Source organism: Tenacibaculum litoreum (genome assembly GCF_964513915.1).
Lineage (GTDB): Bacteria > Bacteroidota > Bacteroidia > Flavobacteriales > Flavobacteriaceae > Polaribacter > Polaribacter litoreum.
In genome coordinates this window covers 371516-389067 of record NZ_CAZEQS010000004.1, presented here as the reverse complement: position 1 = coordinate 389067, position 17552 = coordinate 371516, and the positions used below count along the sequence as shown (strand labels likewise).

Below are 17552 nucleotides of genomic sequence, written 5' to 3'. Positions count from 1 at the left end.
AATGTTACAATGAAAAAACGCCTAAACAAAAGTCTAGGCGTTCTTCACTAACAATTAAAAATCAACTAATACTTGGAAATGTTTCTGTTAAATGCACTTAGGTGATTGTATGAAGCGTTTAATAAATTGGTATATACATTTATACTGTATTCGTCATTAGTGCTCTTAATAGCTAACTGTAGATCTTTAATATCTTTTTCTTCAATTAACTTACCTACTTCAAGTGCATCTAGTTTAGATTTTTGTCCTTTACTTATTAACTCATCATATAACTTTTGAAGTTCAGAATTTTTAAAAACACCTCTTTCTTTATTTAAGATAAAAGTGATATGATTGACTTGTAGTAAGTTTTTCATAGCGTTCATATGTCGCTTTTCACTTTGATTGATGTTTTCAAAAATACGTAGGTTCCATTTTTCATTAAGAACATTATATATATCAAATGCTAGTTTTTCTTCTTCTAGCATAAAGAGCATTTCGTTTTTTTCTTCTTGAAAAAGAGTAAGTTTTGTGTTGTCTGTATTCTGGCAAGAGCTACTAATACTTGAAAAAAGTAATAAGAATAGCAAGCCTATTGTGTTTAAAGTTTTCATGATAACAGCTTTTAAATTACATACTAATTTAAATATTGTAAAGGCTGTTGTCTGCAACTTTAGTTACATAGGAGTAAGGTTTTAATGGAATGTATTTTAGTTAAGTATAAAGAAGTAGACTAATGCTCGCCATAGTCTACATCATCCATTTTTCCTTTAAAAACTTTATACTGAATAACAAAATAAACAACTACCAGTATTGCAGCTATAAAAAACCAATTCAAGCCTACAGACAACCCATACTCATTAGTAGCTACATTATAAATTGTTAAATCAGGATTTATGTTATTAGTTGAAGGCAAAACTTTAGGGAAAATTGAAGCGACTGTAGTTGCCAAACCTCCTAATAAAAACAAAGAAGAATATAAAAAACCTGTGATGTGCTTTGTATATTTTTTTACGTTGAATAAACCAAACAATCCTACAAACGTTAGTAAAGGAAATATCCAAAGGAAAGGATGCTCTATGAAATTATGAAATGGTTTAGGCTCTATAACATGCCAAGCGATTAATGAAATAATAACTAGCCCCAATAAAACAAAAGAAAGAGCAAAAACAACCTTTTTTAGTTGGTTATTAATACTAGCATTGGTTTTAAAAATGACCCAATTAGCACCGTGAATTGTTAGTGATACTACTGCAATAATTCCCAGAAGTAAAGTAAACCAATCTATAACTCCAAGTGTTTCGGAATGAGGAGAAAATTCCGAATTCCATAAAGGGAGGAAAAAATAATGTGCCTCATGAGTAGAAACACCATCTACAACGTTTCCTAGGTTAACACCACGTACAACATTACCTAGTGCCACCCCAAAAAATAAGGCAAGAAGTAAACTTGCAACTCCAAAAGCTTTGTCCCAAATACTTTCCCATATTCTATTGTGTATTTGTCCTCTAAGTTCTAAACCAATAGCTCTAAAAATTAGTAACCATAAAACCATCATTAAAGGGAGATAAAAACCACTAAAAGAAGAAGCGTATAAAGTTGGAAAAGCAAAAAATAAAACACCACCTGCAGCGATTAACCATACTTCGTTCGCATCCCAAAAAGGACCTATAGCTTTTACGACTTTCTTTTTATCTTCTTCTTTTTTTGCGAAGAATAAGTGAATAATTCCTGCACCAAAATCATAACCATCTAAAATAACATAAACGGCTAACATCGTAACTAATACTATATACCAAAAAAGCTCCATAATTTAATGTGTTGTTTGAGGTCCTTTATTAATAATTTTTCCAACTAAAATTAGAAATAACATTCCTAACAGTAGATATAAACCTATAAACCCTAAAAGAGTAAATAAAGTGTTTCCTGAGGATACTGTAGGAGATGCCCCAGCAGATGTTCGTAATAAGTTATAAACCAACCAAGGTTGGCGTCCTAATTCAGCGGTATACCAGCCAGTAGTGTTGGCAATGTAAGGAAATGGAATCATGAAGAGTAAAGACCATAAGATCCATTTTGTTTGGTATAATTTTTTTCTGAATAATTGTACAATGCTAGCTAACATTAATGCAATAAAAATAGTTCCTAAACCTACCATTATATGATATGCATAATATAGTCCAGGTATATTTGTTGGATAGTTTTTTTCATCAAATTCATTAAGCCCTTTAATCTCTGCATTCCATTCTTGGTAGGTTAAAAAACTTAAGATGTTAGGGACTGCTATTTTATTATCTAATTTTTTCTCCAGCATATTTGGTTGTCCAATTAGCACTATTTCAGAGCCTCCTTTTTCTGTTTCAAATATACCCTCCATAGCGGCAAAGGTTATAGGTTGATATTTGACAACATTTTTGGCCGCTAAATCACCAGTAGGGAAAGCGACTAAAATAGACGCTATAACTCCAAAAATAACCCCAGTTTTTAAAAATAGTTTTCCAAACTCTAAGTGTTTTTTATTCAAGAGATAAAGAGCTCCTATACCAGCTACTACAAAAGAACTAGTAACCAAGGAAGCTGCTTGATTGTGTAAATAAGAAGGCCATAACCAAGGGTTAGAAAATAATGCAGAAAAATTATTTAACACAAACTTGCCGTTGGCCAATATTTCATAGCCTACAGGATTTTGCATCCAAGAATGTGTAGCTATAATTAGAAAACCACTTGCCCAAGAGCCTAAAAAGACTAAAAAACCAGTTAAAAAATGAAGTTTGTGTCCTAGTTTTTTCTCTCCAAATAAAAACAGTCCTAAAAAGGAAGATTCTAAAAAGAAAGAGAACATTCCTTCCATAGCTAAAGTTTGTCCAATAATGCCTCCAGTAAGTTCAGAGAATTTTGCCCAGTTAGTTCCAAATTGAAATTCCATTGGGATTCCAGTAACAACTCCCATAGCAAAATTTAAAGCAAAAATTTTCATCCAAAATTTTGCTGCATCGTTGTATTTTTCAATTTTAGTTCTTAAAAACTTCCATTTAAAGAAAACTATCATCAACGATAGCCCCATGGTTAACTGTGGAAATAAATAATGAAAAGTAATTGTGAAAGCAAACTGCATTCTATCATAAAAGAGCATGTCTTCCATACTAAAGATAGTTTAGGAGGTTATTAAATAAGAACGTTTTTTTAGTAGCAATAAGGAGGAATAAAAATAATGATATTATTTCACATGGCTATTAATAATACCAATCAAATCGTTCTTATATAACATTCCTGATTGTCTCCATAATAACTTACCTTCTTTAAAAAGCATAAACGTAGGAACACCTCTAATTTGGTAGGTATTTGCTATTTGTTGATTTTTATCAATGTCTATTTTTAAAATAATAACATTTTCTCCTAAATCTTCTTTTACCTCTTTTAAAATAGGAGCCATCATTTTACATGGACCACACCATTCGGCAAAGAAATCAACCAAAACAGGTTTGTTTCCTTTGATTATTTCAGAAAATTTTCCCATAATTTTAATTTTTAAATGTTATGCTCCAAATTCCTCGTACCTGATTTACATCATAACCTTGAGCTTTATCGGTAGGATATAGGAGAGTTAATTCTTTTAAAGTTTCAGGTTTTATTTGTGAATTGGGGGTTCCATGGCATTGTAAGCACATACTATTTGTTATAATTGGGTAATAGAATTTGGTTTTGTTATCTGCTTGTTTTGTAACAGGTTTAATTTCTTCTTTGTTACTTACAATTCTTTTGTATCCTTCAATAATGTTTAGTTCTTCAGTGTTTGCAGTATTGTTGGGGTTTCTTGGTTTGTCTGAAACTCTTTTAATGGAAGCATTGAATTTTGTAGCCATACTATCAGTTAACTTGTAGGCTTTTTCATTACAAAATTGTAAAGCATGTAAAGTTCCTTTCTTTTGAATTGCTCCCATTAAGTTTTTACCTAATGTTTTTTTAGTTTTCATGGCGTATTCTAATCCAATTTCTTCAGAAGTTTTGTTAGATTGAATGTCGCTTACTTTTTTACCAGTATTAATATAATTTTTACCTTGTTTAGACTCCCAATGCTCCTTAAACCAACTAGGTTCTTCAATCTTATAATTATAGAGGTAGTTTGCTATTTTTTTAAGGTCTTGTTCTTCAAATTTTTGATAAGGCATTATTCCATATCGTTTAACAGCTCCTCTCATTACTGCATTTTCTTTCGTAGGGTTTAATACAAAATTGAGAAAGTTATTAGTGAACTCTTCTTCTGAAGTATTTTCACCAATATAATGAGCTTTAATAGCAATCATTGGAGGAGCAACTCTCTCGTCGTTTGGAGTAGAGGAGTTGTGGCATACAAAACATTTTGTTTCTAATAATTTTTTACCAGGAGGAATAGTTACTTTTTCAGCTGAAGTGATTTTAATATTCTTTTTAGAAGAATCATTTTTTTTGGCTTGGTTACAACTAAAAATAGATAAAACTGCAAGTAAGGCTATTAATTTTTTCATCGTTCTAATATTTATCATAAAGGTAGAACGATTCTCTTGTAAAAAATGTAACTTAAGTTACAAGGTTAAAGTTCTAACACTTTAATCTGATTTCTATGTAGTTCTATTTTATCTTGTTTTTCTAGAGCTTTTAAAAGCCTTGAAACAACTACTCTAGAAGTATGTAAATCATTGGCGATTTGTTGATGTGTTACACTAATTGTTTCGTTTTGATTTACCAAAGCTTTGTCTTTTAGGTACTTTAATAAACGTTGATCCATATTTAGAAAAGCAATAGTATCGATAGCATCAATAAACTCTTGTAACCTGCTATGATAACTATGTAAGATGAATTCTTGCCAGCTTTTATATTTACTAAGCCATTCACTCATTTTCTGTTTTGGAATCATTAATAGCTTTACATCAGTTTCAGCTATAGCTTTAATTTTACTTTTAGTTTGTCCCATACAACATGAAAGTGTCATAGCACAAGTATCTCCCTTTTCTATATAATATAAAACTAAGTCGTCTCCTTCTTTATCTTCACGTAAGATTTTTATGGCACCACTTAATAATAAAGGAATAGAGGTAATGTAACTTCCAATATCAATAATAACTTCATTAGCTTTAGCTTCCTTAGCTATAGCAACATCAGCTATTTCTTGTAACAGTGCTTTTTCAAATAAATAACCGTAGTATTTCTGTAAATCTTCTATCAAGATAAAATGTTTTTTGTAAAAGTACTTAAATAATTACATTTTAGATAGAAATAAAATAGATGATAATCTATGATTTTAATCAGGTTTATACTTGTTTTTATTGCTGAAATTTGAAGTAGATAAAAACAAAAAACCTTACAAGAATGAAAAAAAGAACACCAGTTTCAGTTATAATGACTAAAGATGTAATTACATTAAGTAGTACAGATGATTTAATAACTGCAGAAAAGATATTTAAGAAAGAACATATAAGGCATATTCCAGTAGTTAGTGGAAATGAAATAAAAGGAATGTTAAGTTATACAGATTTATTGCGAATAAGTTTCGCAGATGCTGTTGATGAAAGTGAGACCGATGTTGATACCGTAGTTTATAACATGTTTACAATAGATCAAGTAATGGCTAAAAACTTAGAAACAGTAAGTTCTAGTACTACAATAAAAGAAGTTGCAGAAATTTTAGCTAAAAAGGAGTTTCATGCTTTACCAGTTGTAGATAATAATGAATTAGTAGGGATTGTAACTACCACTGATTTAATTTATTACCTATTAGAGCAGTTTTAGTCCTTTCTTTAATATAAAAGAATATGGGAAGTTAAAATTTATGGTAAAACCTTACTTTTATTATGGTTTTTTTTGAGTTTAATTGTTTTGTAGAATTTATTTTTGATAAACTCAAAATACTTTATCATGTTAAAAAACATTTCAAATTTAGGTTCAGTTTTAAATAAATCGGAACAAAAAATTATTCAGGGAGGATGGACATATGTAATGTGTACTAAGTGTGAACCTCTTCCTCCAGGTTATATTTGTATGAATGAGGTATATTGTGGAGGAGTATAAAACTATCTTAAACAAGATTACATTAATATTTAGTAACCCTTTTAAGGGATTATAGGGCTGTTAAACTAAAAGCGTATTTAGATTTGTTTCTAAATACGCTTTGACTTTTAGTTTATAATAGATTTTAAATTTTCAATTGTTTCGGTTGGGTTGTCACTTTTGAAAACAAAACTACCAGCAACCAATACATTTGCGCCAACTTCTACAAGTTTATTAGCGTTTTGATCAGTTACACCACCGTCAATTTCAATTAGAGTAGAAGCTTCACTAAATTCAATCAAATTTTTTAACTGTTGAATTTTTTTGTAAGTATTTTCAATGAATGATTGTCCTCCAAATCCAGGATTAACACTCATAATACAAACTAAGTCTAAATCTTTAATAATATCTTCTAAAACAGCGATTGGTGTATGTGGATTTAAAGAGACACCTGCTTTCATACCAGCAGCTTTTATTGCTTGAACAGTTCTGTGTAAATGTGTGCAAGCTTCATAGTGTACTGTTAAAACGTCGGCACCTAAATCAGCAAAAGTTTGAATATAACGATCAGGGTCAACAATCATTAAGTGTACATCAATAGTTTTATTAGCATGTTTTGCAATTGATTTTAAAACAGGCATTCCAAAAGAAATATTTGGAACAAAAACACCGTCCATAATGTCAATATGAAACCAATCTGCTTTACTATCATTAACCATTTCAACATCACGTTGAAGGTTACCAAAATCAGCCGCTAAAATTGATGGGGCTACAAGTTTTTCCATTAATATATAAGTTGTTGTGTTGTTATTAAGTGCAAATATAGTTAAAACTAAGAGCATTAAAACCAAAAAGAAAGCTCTCAAATTTGAGAGCTTCCATTCATTAATCAAAAAACGAATAGTTACGATAACTATTTGTTGTTGTTTGTATTATTATCCTAAGTAAGTCATTAAAATCTTACTACGAGATGTATGTTTTAATCTTCTGATGGCTTTTTCTTTAATTTGACGTACACGTTCACGAGTTAAGTCAAATGTTTCGCCAATTTCTTCTAAAGTCATTGGTTGGTGCTCTCCTAAGCCAAAGTATAATTTTACAACATCAGCCTCACGTGGAGTTAATGTTTCTAATGCACGATTAATTTCAATACGTAAAGATTCGTGTAATAAAGTTTTATCAGGGTTTGGTGATTCACCTGAGTTTAATACATCATATAAATTAGAATCTTCACCCTCAATTAGAGGAGCATCCATTGATACGTGACGTCCAGAGTTTTTCATTGACTCTTTAACATCGTTAACAGTCATGTCTAATTTCTTAGCAATTTCTTCAGCACTTGGTGGGCGCTCATTTTCTTGCTCTAAGAAAGCATACATTTTATTAATCTTGTTAATAGAACCAATTTTGTTTAAAGGTAAACGAACAATACGAGATTGTTCAGCTAGTGCTTGTAAGATAGACTGACGAATCCACCATACCGCATACGAGATAAATTTAAAACCACGAGTTTCATCAAAACGTTTCGCAGCTTTAATTAATCCTAAATTTCCTTCGTTAATTAAATCAGGTAATGTTAACCCTTGGTTTTGGTATTGCTTAGCAACCGATACCACAAAACGTAAGTTAGCCTTGGTAAGTTTTTCAAGAGCTCTTTGGTCACCTGCTTTAATTCTTTGTGCTAATTCAACTTCTTCATCGGCAGTAATTAAATCTACCTTTCCTATTTCTTGCAAATATTTATCTAAAGACGCGGTTTCTCTGTTGGTAACCTGTTTTGTAATTTTTAGTTGTCTCATCTACTTCAAGTATATTTTTAATTTATCAATCAGTCTACATTATCTTATACGTATGCAATTAGAATAATGTTACAAAGTTTTTTGTATTTCTTAAAAATTTTCGTCTATTTGTTAAAGAAATGTTAAAGTTTGTTATTTAAGCAATAATTAGGTGACCACGTAGGGAAGCAAGTGTCTAATTATTGTATAACTAAGAAGGAAACTAACTATACTGCCCCTTGGAGAGTATTGATGTAAAAAAAATAAGCGACGAAGATTTAGTTCGTAAAATAGTAGAAAAAAATGATACTCATTTATTCGCTGTTTTATACGATCGTTATGCTGGCGTGGTGTATAACAAGTGCTATGGATTTTCCAAAAATAAAGAAGAGGCTCAAGATTTAACACATGATGTATTTATTCGTTTATTTGTTAAATTGAGAACTTTTAAAGGAAAATCTAAGTTTTCTACTTGGTTATATTCTTTTACTTACAATTTTTGTGTTAATTATGTACAGAGAAATAAAGAAAAGAAAAAAGAAAAAGTAACAGTAGTAACAGACGAAATAAAAGAGGAAAGTAATATCAATGATATTGATGACGCAACACTATTCGAGTTAAAGTCAGATAAACTAGCTAAAGCACTCGAAATGATTTCTCCTTCAGAGAAAATGATTTTATTAATGAAGTACCAAGATGAAATGAGTATAAAAGATATTTCAGTGGGGTTAGATTTGGGGGAAAGCGCAGTAAAAATGCGTTTAAAAAGGGCTAAAGAAAAAGTGGTGAAAGCGTATAACGAATTGTAATAAATTATGGATAATCCATTTAAAAAAATATTACATAACGAAGAATTGCCAGAAGTACTAAAAGAAAAAGTACTTAATGATGTGGCAATGATTAAGCTATCAATAGATATGGCTGATTTATTCGTGGTTAAGTATCCTAATGCTATTGTTGATTTGATAGGAGGAGCTACTGAACCAAACGGAAAAAAGAAATGATACTAACTAGTTTAAACTAACCAAATACATACTATATATACATAAAAGTTATGAGTTTTTTAAATATAGATTTTTTAACCCCTTTTAAGGATATTTTTCAAGATATAGTTGATTCATTACCAACTATAGTAGGATTTTTAGCTTTTGTAATTATTTCTTGGCTCGTTATAAAAATCTTTTTATACCTTGTTAGAAAAGCATTAGCCAAAACTAAAATAGATGAATGGTCTAAGAAGCTTAGGAAAACAGAAATTTTTGGTAGTAGCACAATAAATATTGTACTTACTAATGTTATTTTGGCTGTGTTAAAATGGTTTTTGATTTTTGTTTTTGTTATGGTTGGGGCCGAAATGTTTGGCTTAACTGTAGTATCTGAAGGGATTAGAAGCTTTTTTGCGTATTTACCAAAACTATTAACAGCTGTGGGTATTTTTGTAGGAGGAGCTTACTTAGGAACGATGGTGAAAAAAGCAATTCAATCCATGTTCAAATCTCTTGAAGTATCTGGAGGAAATTTAGTAGGTAATATTGCTTTTTACCTAATCGTTGTGTTTTTATCTATAACAGCATTAGACCAAGCAGGTGTAGATACATCAGTAATTAAAAGTAATCTAACTCTTTTAATAGGATCTGTATTATTAGCTTTTACTTTAGCTTTTGGTTTTGGTGCTAGAGATGCAGTTTCTAGATTGCTTTTTGGTTATTATTCAAGAAAGAACATTTCAATAGGAGAAAAGGTTGTAATAGACGATGTAGAAGGAGTAGTAGTTGCCATAGATAATATATGTATTACAATCAATACAGAAGGAGGTAAGGTTATTTTACCAATTAAAGATGTAGTTGACAGTAAAATAGTTATAAAAAAATAACAAAAATTAACAATTTTTTATATCTTTGAAAACGCTAAAAACAATGTTTTTAACAGTACGATAGATTTCGGGGGACTTCTATCCAACTAATAAAGAGAAATCTTTATGAAATAAGGCCGCATTTTTTGCGGTCTTTTTTTTATAAAAAAATGTGACCTAAAAAAATAAAGTGTGTCTAACAAGTATAGAGTAATAAGAATTCGGGGGACTTCATATTATTTTTAAACTTAAAAAGGCTTTCTAATTAGAAAGCCTTTTTTTATTGTAAGTGTGTTTGTTTGATAAATCTTATTCAAAAGCTAAGTGCAAAAACACTCCTCTAGTTCCTAAGAAATTAATAGGGTCTGTCCACTGACTAGGAGATTTGTTATCGTATATAGCTTCATTATTAATAGCAAAAACACCTCTTATAGAAGGGGAGAACTTAAAATAACTTAAGTAAAAATCAACACCAATACCTACTTCATACATGAAATTATTGGTTGTCGTTCTAAATTCTCCAGCAAAATTATCATCACTGTTTCTTTCATTACTTGAAAAGTTATGATCGTATGAAATCCCTCCAATAACATAAGGTCTCATATTATTAAGTCTGTTTGTGCTAAATTTTAAAAGGAGAGGTAAATGTAAGTAGGTGGCACCTACTTCACGAGTGTTTACATTATCCGCTCCAGCTATATGTTTAAAGCGCAATGTTTTGGTGTTAGACATTAATCCAGGTTCAAAACGCAGGTTAATATTGTTATGTAATCTTAAGTCAGCAATTAAACCTACATTAAAACCAATAGAGGATTCTACTTCGATTTCAGCATTGTCAAAATCACTTGGAGCATAAGAAATTTTGTAACCATTATTATTAGCCCCCAGGTAAAACCCGTAGTGAAAAAGAGGTTTGTCAAAACTAGGAAGTTTCAATATTTTTTCTTTTTGCGCTTGTGTAGATAACGACGCTACTAAAATTCCGAAAAGTAAAAGCTTTTTTAACATACTATTTTAAAGCGGTATAAATTGATGCAACACCAAATGTTACAGGTATATTCTTTGCATTCTTAAACCCGTTTTTTTGTAAAATATTGTTGAAAGCCTTTCCAAAAGGAAAAGAATTTGCCGTTTCCGATAAATACGAGTAAGCAACTTTGTCTTTTGAAAAGAGTTTACCAATAATAGGTAAAATATAATTAGTATACAATTTGTACCCTTGTTTAAAAGGGAATTTTGTTGGGTTTGAGGTTTCTAATACTACAAACTTACCTCCAGGTTTTAATACGCGTAATATTTCGGTTAAGCCTTTGTCTAAGTTTTCAAAGTTTCGAACTCCAAAAGAAACAGTAATCGCATCAAAGGTATTATCAGGAAAAGGAATGTTTTCACTATCGCCAACAATCATCTTAATTTTATTAGACAAGTTAGCTTTAGCTATTTTTTGTCTTCCAACTTGTAGCATTCCTTCAGAAATATCAAGGCCTACAATTTTTTCAGGATTTAATTCAGACATCATTAAAGCTAAATCACCTGTACCAGTAGCGATATCTAAAATTTGTTGTGGATTGTTTTCCCCTACTAGTTTTACTACTTTTTTACGCCAGCTTACATCTATTCCTAAAGAAATAACACGGTTTAATCCGTCATAATCTTCAGAGATGTTGTCAAACATTTGAGCAACTTGTTCTTTCTTTCCTAATTCAGAATCTTTATATGGTTTGATCTTTTCAGACATATATTTTGTTTGGTTTGGAATTACCCGTTAATGGCAACTACTTCATTAATTTGATTAGGTAACATTTCTTTAAGCATGGTTTCAATACCATTTTTTAATGTTACTGTTGATGATGGGCAGCCACTACAAGCTCCTTGTAAAATAACACTTACTCTTTTGCTATCAGCATCGTATGATTGAAAAGCGATATTACCACCATCAGAAGCTACAGCAGGTTTTATATATTCATCTAAAATATCAACAATCTTAGTTTCAGTATCTGTTAAATTCTCTTTAGGAACTTCAACATTTTGTGTAGTTTGTTGTTTTGGTAATTCAGATATGATTTTTTTACCTTCTTGAATATAGCTACGAATAAAAGTACGTACCTCTTGGTATACTTCATTCCAATCAATCATATCGTATTTAGTGATTGAAATGTAGTTTTCAGAAATAAAAATCTCTTTTACAAAAGGAAAGCTAAATAATGCTTGAGCTAAAGGAGAAGATTTGCTAGCTTCTTCAATGTTTTTGAACTCAACATCAGTTTGCGTTAAAGCTTTGTTGGTTCCAAATTTCATTACAGCCGGGTTTGGAGTAACTTCGGCATATACTTCAACAGCATCTTTTTTTGTAGTCTCTTCTTTTACTACTGAGTTGCCATCTTGTATATAAGCTTCTATTTGCTCACGAACTTCTTCTTCAACGTCATTCCACTCAACAATATCGTATCGTTGAATAGCGATAAAGTTAGCTGTAACTAATACCTTTTTTACAAAAGGAAGATAAAAAAGTTGTTGTGCTAACGGAGAATTTTTAGCCTCGTCTATATTATTGTATTCATAACTGCCCCCGTTGACTAAAATTTTGTTGCTAACAAACTTTAGAATGGTTTCGTTATTAGTTTCTTGTATGTTTATTTTTATTGAACTCATAAGTTGTAAATAAGAAGCAAAATTACGGTAAAAAACTGAGAAATGGATATATAAAAAGTCCTGCATATAGCAGGACCTTTATTATATGTTTCTATGAATTATAAACTAAAAGTAATTGTTCCAGAAATTCTTGAGGTATTGTTAGTTGTTGGGATATCTCCCAGATTATATGAAGAGTTATAATTAATACTTTCTGAGTTTTGATAAGCTAAATCAAATTTAGTATTCCCAAATTTATAGCCTAGACCAAGACTAAATCCTCTTAAATTATCTTTATTGGTGTTCCCACCCAATGCAGCCAGTAAGTTTGGATTTTTTTCATAATGATAACCTCCTCTAATACTAAAATCATCAAAGCGCCATTCAGTACCAATGTTTAGAGAATGAGTGTTTCTATAATCATTTGCAAATGATCGATTCTCATTTTCAAAGCCATTGCTGTTAAACCTTATGTTTTTATAATCTTTATAGGTGTAATCTACACTAATTAATCCTAGTTTTCCAAAAACATAGGCTCCACTTGCTGTAACTCTACTAGGTGATTTAAATTTGTAAGTAAACAGTTCGTGGTTAAGTTCCTCGTAATAATTAGAAATATTTAAATCTTCTATTGGTGCCATGTCTAAAGAATAAGAAAAATCTTCAAATACTTCTTGATACCAAGTTGGAGTTTCATAGGCTAAACCTAAACGGATATTTTGATTTAATTTGTAGATAAAACCTAAGCTTAATGAAAACCCGCTTCCGTCGTAATAAATATTTTCTATATCTTCTGTGTCTAATATATTTCCGTCTACATCATCATTTATCTCATTTAAATAAGAATATTGATTAAACTCTAAACTATGGAATTTTAATGATCCTCCAACAAATAACTTATTTTGATAAACCGCTGAAAATCCAATATTAAACACGCTAGATTGTCCAAAGGTTTCTCTAGAAATAAATTGATCAATACTTCTATCAAATTGAGTCGGTGTTGCACTTTCATCAGCAAAGTGTTCAGGGTAAAATAGGAAACCACTATTTCCTTGAGATGAATAAAATCCATCAAAATCGCTTTTCAATCTATAATTAAAAGTTAAAGCAAAACGATTCCAGTCAGAGTTAAGAGCAGAGTCAAAAGATAAAATACCACCAGCTTGAGTAATATTAAAAAAATCGTCTTCTGTTTCTGTTGTGTTTCCGTAATAATTAGTAGTGTATGTAGTGTTTCTGTTTCCTAAAGTTACACCAAAAGTACTTTTAATAGCAACGGCACTACCAGCTGGGTTAATTCCAAAGGCAGAAATATCTCCTCCCAAGGCTCCAAAAGCTCCGCTCATTCCTTCAAAGCGAGCAGTTCCGTAATTATCGTCTTTTGAAAATAAAATTCCTAAATCATTATAGCCTAAAGATTGTGAATAGGCAGTATACGTGCTTGCGATAATTATCGCGAAGGTTAAAATTCTTTTCATTTTTTCATTAATTCGTTAAAAACTTATCTTGAAATCTGGTTTAAAGATTATCTTCTAGAGCTTCTTGATGAACTTCTGCTACTTCCTCCCGAGCTACTTCTAGATGAAGAGCTGCTTCTTGATGGAGAAGAGTAACTACGAGAACTTCTAGATGGTTTCGAATAACTTCTAGATTTTCTTGAATTGCTACTCTTACGAGAAGCGTAGTTTCCTCTGTTATTTCTAGTTGATTTTGAATAGCTTTTAGAGTTTCTTGGAGAATATGATTTTTTAACAGCTCTATTAGAACTTTGGTTTTTCTTAGTATAACTTCTAGAGTTTCGAACTGATGAAGATTTACGAACATCATTATTATTGGAAGCTCTATAGTTTCTGGTAGAATATCCTCTTGAACTTCTTGTTGAGCGAGGTGTACCTCTATAGTTACGGGTAGATCTACTGCCGTTAGAATTATAACTTCTTGTTCTAGTTGATCGTTTAATACTTCTGTTGTTAGAGTTGCTGCCCCTTCTTGTATTATACCCTCGTGTACTTCTTGTAGAACGAGTATTTCTGTCATTACGATAGGTTCTACTATTACTTCTTCTGTAAACATCAGAAGAACGTCTAGAAGTTGTAGTTTCTCTGCGACCAGTAGTGTAACCTCTTCTAGAGGTTGTTGCGGTTCTATTACCTCTGTAATAGTTAGCTCCTCTGTATGGACGTCTGTAATAATGGTTGTTATAGTATCTATATGGTCTGTAGTAATTGTATCCGTAATAGGGAGAGTTCCAGTAAGAATTATAATAAAGCCCACCTAAACCAACATAAAATCCAGAATTCCAGTGGTAAGGGTGCCAATGATTGTAACCCCAGTAGTTATAGTATCGAGACCTCCACCAAGATCTGTAATAGTTATAACCATAACCATAATCCCAATCATTATAGTAGCCCCATCTTGGGTAGGTGTTAATATTAATAACAACATCATTATTATCAGTATAACCCCAAGGTTCATTACCATTGTACGTAATTCTTGTTTCAGGCTCCTCTTCATATATAATGTCTTCACCATTATATGAACCATCATTTTCAGACTTATAATTTTCTATATCAGTAAAAATATCAGTCCCATTTAAAGCGTCTAAACGTTCCACTTCTTTAGTAAAATAATTTTCTTGATATTCATCATATGCACGATCATCTGTAACGATTACTCTACGTTGAGGTTGTTCTACTTCATCAGCATAAATACCGTCATCACTACCAGTAACCGTTTGTGCAGAACCACAAGATATAAATGTAGCTGCCATCAAAAATGATAGGATATAGAAAGGGAGTTTGGTTTTGGTGTAATGTAGCTTCATGACTTTTTTATTTTAGGTTATAGCAAATTGTTTTTTAACGAGCTGCAAAAAATTAGTTCTTTGTTGGGCTTGTTACCTTTTTAATGTAGTTTTGCAGACACAATTTACGCATAAAAAATAACAATATTTATGCCAAACTTTTGATTATGAGCAAACATTTAACAAAAAGAGCCGAAGATTACTCGAAATGGTATAACGAACTGATTGTAAAAGCCGATTTAGCTGAAAATTCAGCAGTAAGAGGTTGTATGGTAATTAAGCCTTACGGGTTTGCAATCTGGGAGAACATGCAAAAAGAATTAGATAGAATGTTTAAAGAAACAGGACATCAAAATGCTTACTTTCCTCTTTTTGTGCCCAAAAGTTTGTTTGAAGCAGAAGAAAAAAATGCAGAGGGTTTTGCAAAAGAATGTGCGGTAGTTACACATTATCGATTACAAAACGATCCAGATAATGAAGGGAAATTACGTGTAGATCCTGAAGCTAAACTTGAAGAAGAATTAGTTGTTCGCCCTACTTCTGAAGCAATTATTTGGAATACATATAAAGGATGGATACAATCACATAGAGATTTACCATTATTAATTAACCAATGGGCAAATGTGGTACGTTGGGAAATGCGTACACGTTTGTTTTTACGTACTGCTGAGTTTTTATGGCAAGAAGGGCATACAGCACATGCTACAAAAGCTGAAGCGGTAGCGGAAGCAAAGCAAATGCAAGAAGTATATGCAACTTTTGCAGAAGACTTTATGGCAATGCCAGTAGTAAAAGGAGCAAAAAGTGAAAGTGAGCGTTTTGCAGGAGCAGATGATACCTTAACAATAGAAGCGTTAATGCAAGATGGTAAAGCTTTACAAGCTGGTACGTCACATTTCTTAGGGCAAAATTTTGCAAAGGCATTTGATGTAAAGTATACCTCGAAAGAAGGAAAACAAGAATATGTTTGGGCAACATCTTGGGGGGTATCAACTCGTTTAATAGGTGGATTGATTATGACGCACTCTGACGATGCTGGTTTAGTATTACCTCCAAAGTTAGCACCAATTCAAGTTGTAATTGTACCTATATATAAAGGAGAAGAACAATTAAATGCTATTTCTGAAAAGGTTGATGTCATTGTAAAAGAATTACGAGCTAAAGGAATTTCTGTAAAGTTTGATGACAGAGACACATTCAGACCAGGAGCTAAGTTTGCTGAATACGAATTAAAAGGAGTACCTGTACGAATTGCTATGGGAGCTCGTGATTTAGAAAACGGGACTGTTGAGGTTGCTCGTCGAGATACTTTTGAAAAGCAAACTGTTTCTAGAGACGAAGTAGTTGATATAGTATCAAATTTATTAGAGGAAATTCAAGAAAATATTTTTAATAAAGCTTTAGCATATAGAAACGATCATATCACCGAAGTAAATTCTTTCGAAGAGTTTAAAGATGTGATAGAAAACAAAGGAGGATTTGTTTCTGCGCATTGGGATGGTACCATTGAGACTGAAGATAAGATTAAAGAGTTAACAAAAGCTACAATAAGATGTATTCCTAACGATGCACAGGAAGAGGCAGGTGTATGTGTTTTAACAGGGAAACCATCAACAAAAAGAGTGCTTTTTGCAAAAGCTTATTAAAAAAATAAAAAAAAGCTTTGTGTAATAAAAAACAGTTTTTATATTTGCACCCGCAATCGCAAAAAAGATTGTTTTGGTCCGTTCGTCTAGGGGTTAGGACGCCAGGTTTTCATCCTGGTAACACGGGTTCGATTCCCGTACGGACTACAAGTTCTTTTTCTTTATTTTAGAAGGAAAAATAAAGAAAGAAAAAATAAATTTTAATTGCAAATAACAAAAAGAATTGTATATTTGCACCCGCAATCAGAACGATTGTTTTGGTCCGTTCGTCTAGGGGTTAGGACGCCAGGTTTTCATCCTGGTAACACGGGTTCGATTCCCGTACGGACTACAAGTTTTTTATAAACAATTAACGCATAAGTACAATGGCAAATCATAAGTCAGCATTAAAGAGAATTAGAAGTAACGAAGCAAAGCGCTTAAGAAATAAATATCAGCATAAGACAACTCGTAATGCTGTTAGAAAATTAAGAGCTACAGAAGATAAGAAGGAAGCAGAAGGAATGTTTTCGACTGTTGTATCTATGTTAGATAAATTAGCAAAGAACAACATTATTCATAAGAATAAAGCAGCAAATTTAAAGTCTAAATTGGCTAAACACGTTGCAGCTTTATAAGAGTTTTAAGGTTAGTTAATAGTTAAACGCTTCGATATATTATATCGAAGCGTTTTTATTTTGTTTAAAATTGAAAGGGCTTGTTTTATACTAGATCATTAAAAGAAATAAGTAGAATTATTTGTAAAGATTAGTAGGGGGGAACCTTAAGTAGATGTATATAGGGCTAATTAACTGACTACTATTATGCAGTTTTAAAATTCTAAATAGAATAAGTCTAGA

Annotated in this window: 20 protein-coding genes and 2 tRNA genes; 9 read left to right on the top strand and 13 right to left on the bottom strand. The window is 31.5% G+C overall.

Annotation, left to right across the window (positions count from 1 at the left end):
• Window positions 1-65: 65 nt before the first annotated feature.
• From ACKTTR_RS13310 to ACKTTR_RS13285, 6 genes are all read right to left on the bottom strand, one after another.
• A complete protein-coding gene (locus ACKTTR_RS13310) occupies window positions 66-593 on the bottom strand; it encodes a DUF2202 domain-containing protein (protein ID WP_408028304.1) in 528 nt (175 codons plus the stop codon).
• 119 nt (window positions 594-712) lie between these two features.
• Window positions 713-1789, bottom strand: coding sequence for a cytochrome d ubiquinol oxidase subunit II (gene cydB, locus ACKTTR_RS13305; RefSeq protein ID WP_408028303.1), 1077 nt, complete (start codon window positions 1787-1789; stop codon window positions 713-715).
• 3 nt (window positions 1790-1792) lie between these two features.
• A complete protein-coding gene (locus ACKTTR_RS13300; protein WP_408028302.1) occupies window positions 1793-3121 on the bottom strand; it encodes a cytochrome ubiquinol oxidase subunit I in 1329 nt (442 codons plus the stop codon).
• A gap of 75 nt (window positions 3122-3196) precedes the next feature.
• Complete coding sequence (gene trxA, locus ACKTTR_RS13295) at window positions 3197-3496, bottom strand: thioredoxin (RefSeq protein ID WP_408028301.1); 300 nt, start codon at window positions 3494-3496, stop codon at window positions 3197-3199.
• A 4-nt stretch (window positions 3497-3500) separates the two neighbouring features.
• Window positions 3501-4484, bottom strand: a complete 984-nt coding sequence (locus ACKTTR_RS13290; RefSeq protein ID WP_408028300.1) for a c-type heme family protein — start codon at window positions 4482-4484, stop codon at window positions 3501-3503.
• Window positions 4485-4549: 65 nt separating this feature from the next.
• The gene (locus ACKTTR_RS13285) at window positions 4550-5182 is read right to left on the bottom strand and encodes a Crp/Fnr family transcriptional regulator (protein ID WP_408028299.1); all 633 of its coding nucleotides are present in this window, start codon (window positions 5180-5182) and stop codon (window positions 4550-4552) included.
• A 143-nt stretch (window positions 5183-5325) separates the two neighbouring features.
• Between ACKTTR_RS13285 and ACKTTR_RS13280 the strand changes: the two genes are divergently transcribed.
• On the top strand, window positions 5326-5745 hold the full coding sequence (locus tag ACKTTR_RS13280) for a CBS domain-containing protein (RefSeq protein WP_408028298.1): 420 nt from the start codon (window positions 5326-5328) through the stop codon (window positions 5743-5745).
• A gap of 126 nt (window positions 5746-5871) precedes the next feature.
• Window positions 5872-6024 carry a hypothetical protein gene (locus ACKTTR_RS13275; RefSeq protein WP_408028297.1) on the top strand — a complete coding sequence of 51 codons (153 nt, stop codon included), beginning with the start codon at window positions 5872-5874 and terminating at the stop codon, window positions 6022-6024.
• Window positions 6025-6131: 107 nt separating this feature from the next.
• On the opposite strand, the gene rpe is transcribed toward ACKTTR_RS13275, so the two are convergent.
• Window positions 6132-6788, bottom strand: coding sequence for a ribulose-phosphate 3-epimerase (gene rpe / locus ACKTTR_RS13270; RefSeq protein WP_408028296.1), 657 nt, complete (start codon window positions 6786-6788; stop codon window positions 6132-6134).
• Between the two features lie 150 nt (window positions 6789-6938).
• A complete protein-coding gene (locus ACKTTR_RS13265) occupies window positions 6939-7802 on the bottom strand; it encodes a sigma-70 family RNA polymerase sigma factor (RefSeq protein WP_028891227.1) in 864 nt (287 codons plus the stop codon).
• Between the two features lie 218 nt (window positions 7803-8020).
• On the opposite strand from ACKTTR_RS13265, the gene ACKTTR_RS13260 reads away from it, so the two are divergent.
• Genes ACKTTR_RS13260 through ACKTTR_RS13250 form a run of 3 tightly spaced genes read left to right on the top strand, consistent with a single transcriptional unit; the run spans window position 8021 to window position 9654 of the window.
• Window positions 8021-8590: an RNA polymerase sigma factor gene (locus tag ACKTTR_RS13260; protein WP_408028295.1), complete on the top strand. Its 570-nt coding sequence runs from the start codon at window positions 8021-8023 to the stop codon at window positions 8588-8590.
• Window positions 8591-8596: 6 nt separating this feature from the next.
• Window positions 8597-8785, top strand: a complete 189-nt coding sequence (locus tag ACKTTR_RS13255; RefSeq protein ID WP_408028294.1) for a hypothetical protein — start codon at window positions 8597-8599, stop codon at window positions 8783-8785.
• A 50-nt stretch (window positions 8786-8835) separates the two neighbouring features.
• Window positions 8836-9654 carry a mechanosensitive ion channel family protein gene (locus ACKTTR_RS13250; RefSeq protein WP_408028293.1) on the top strand — a complete coding sequence of 273 codons (819 nt, stop codon included), beginning with the start codon at window positions 8836-8838 and terminating at the stop codon, window positions 9652-9654.
• Window positions 9655-9942: 288 nt separating this feature from the next.
• On the opposite strand, the gene porT is transcribed toward ACKTTR_RS13250, so the two are convergent.
• The 5 genes from porT to ACKTTR_RS13225 form a co-directional block, all read right to left on the bottom strand.
• Window positions 9943-10641 carry a type IX secretion/gliding motility protein PorT/SprT gene (porT, locus tag ACKTTR_RS13245; RefSeq protein ID WP_408028292.1) on the bottom strand — a complete coding sequence of 233 codons (699 nt, stop codon included), beginning with the start codon at window positions 10639-10641 and terminating at the stop codon, window positions 9943-9945.
• 1 nt (window position 10642) lies between these two features.
• Window positions 10643-11371, bottom strand: coding sequence for a bifunctional demethylmenaquinone methyltransferase/2-methoxy-6-polyprenyl-1,4-benzoquinol methylase UbiE (gene ubiE / locus ACKTTR_RS13240; protein WP_408028291.1), 729 nt, complete (start codon window positions 11369-11371; stop codon window positions 10643-10645).
• Window positions 11372-11391: 20 nt separating this feature from the next.
• Window positions 11392-12285 (bottom strand): NifU family protein, encoded by an 894-nt coding sequence (locus tag ACKTTR_RS13235; protein WP_408028290.1) that lies wholly within the window; start codon window positions 12283-12285, stop codon window positions 11392-11394.
• Window positions 12286-12383: 98 nt separating this feature from the next.
• Complete coding sequence (locus ACKTTR_RS13230; protein ID WP_408028289.1) at window positions 12384-13742, bottom strand: OmpP1/FadL family transporter; 1359 nt, start codon at window positions 13740-13742, stop codon at window positions 12384-12386.
• A gap of 47 nt (window positions 13743-13789) precedes the next feature.
• Window positions 13790-15088 (bottom strand): splicing factor U2AF large subunit, encoded by a 1299-nt coding sequence (locus ACKTTR_RS13225; protein WP_408028288.1) that lies wholly within the window; start codon window positions 15086-15088, stop codon window positions 13790-13792.
• A gap of 146 nt (window positions 15089-15234) precedes the next feature.
• On the opposite strand from ACKTTR_RS13225, the gene proS reads away from it, so the two are divergent.
• From proS to rpsT, 4 genes are all read left to right on the top strand, one after another.
• Window positions 15235-16713, top strand: coding sequence for a proline--tRNA ligase (gene proS, locus ACKTTR_RS13220; protein WP_408028287.1), 1479 nt, complete (start codon window positions 15235-15237; stop codon window positions 16711-16713).
• A 75-nt stretch (window positions 16714-16788) separates the two neighbouring features.
• Window positions 16789-16860, top strand: a tRNA-Glu gene (locus ACKTTR_RS13215).
• A 112-nt stretch (window positions 16861-16972) separates the two neighbouring features.
• Window positions 16973-17044: transfer RNA gene (locus tag ACKTTR_RS13210), tRNA-Glu, on the top strand.
• Window positions 17045-17078: 34 nt separating this feature from the next.
• A complete protein-coding gene (gene rpsT, locus ACKTTR_RS13205; RefSeq protein WP_028891217.1) occupies window positions 17079-17330 on the top strand; it encodes a 30S ribosomal protein S20 in 252 nt (83 codons plus the stop codon).
• Window positions 17331-17552 lie beyond the last annotated feature (222 nt).

Coding starts and splice junctions, on each gene's coding strand:
- rpsT (WP_028891217.1), top strand. CDS start 17,079: ATGGCAAATCATAAGTCAGCATTAAAGAGAATTAGAAGTAACGAAGCA.
- ACKTTR_RS13275 (WP_408028297.1), top strand. CDS start 5,872: ATGTTAAAAAACATTTCAAATTTAGGTTCAGTTTTAAATAAATCGGAA.
- ACKTTR_RS13290 (WP_408028300.1), bottom strand. CDS start 4,484: ATGAAAAAATTAATAGCCTTACTTGCAGTTTTATCTATTTTTAGTTGT.
- trxA (WP_408028301.1), bottom strand. CDS start 3,496: ATGGGAAAATTTTCTGAAATAATCAAAGGAAACAAACCTGTTTTGGTT.
- ACKTTR_RS13235 (WP_408028290.1), bottom strand. CDS start 12,285: ATGAGTTCAATAAAAATAAACATACAAGAAACTAATAACGAAACCATT.
- porT (WP_408028292.1), bottom strand. CDS start 10,641: ATGTTAAAAAAGCTTTTACTTTTCGGAATTTTAGTAGCGTCGTTATCT.
- ubiE (WP_408028291.1), bottom strand. CDS start 11,371: ATGTCTGAAAAGATCAAACCATATAAAGATTCTGAATTAGGAAAGAAA.
- rpe (WP_408028296.1), bottom strand. CDS start 6,788: ATGGAAAAACTTGTAGCCCCATCAATTTTAGCGGCTGATTTTGGTAAC.
- cydB (WP_408028303.1), bottom strand. CDS start 1,789: ATGGAGCTTTTTTGGTATATAGTATTAGTTACGATGTTAGCCGTTTAT.
- ACKTTR_RS13265 (WP_028891227.1), bottom strand. CDS start 7,802: ATGAGACAACTAAAAATTACAAAACAGGTTACCAACAGAGAAACCGCG.
- proS (WP_408028287.1), top strand. CDS start 15,235: ATGAGCAAACATTTAACAAAAAGAGCCGAAGATTACTCGAAATGGTAT.
- ACKTTR_RS13255 (WP_408028294.1), top strand. CDS start 8,597: ATGGATAATCCATTTAAAAAAATATTACATAACGAAGAATTGCCAGAA.
- ACKTTR_RS13310 (WP_408028304.1), bottom strand. CDS start 593: ATGAAAACTTTAAACACAATAGGCTTGCTATTCTTATTACTTTTTTCA.
- ACKTTR_RS13300 (WP_408028302.1), bottom strand. CDS start 3,121: ATGGAAGACATGCTCTTTTATGATAGAATGCAGTTTGCTTTCACAATT.
- ACKTTR_RS13225 (WP_408028288.1), bottom strand. CDS start 15,088: ATGAAGCTACATTACACCAAAACCAAACTCCCTTTCTATATCCTATCA.
- ACKTTR_RS13250 (WP_408028293.1), top strand. CDS start 8,836: ATGAGTTTTTTAAATATAGATTTTTTAACCCCTTTTAAGGATATTTTT.
- ACKTTR_RS13280 (WP_408028298.1), top strand. CDS start 5,326: ATGAAAAAAAGAACACCAGTTTCAGTTATAATGACTAAAGATGTAATT.
- ACKTTR_RS13230 (WP_408028289.1), bottom strand. CDS start 13,742: ATGAAAAGAATTTTAACCTTCGCGATAATTATCGCAAGCACGTATACT.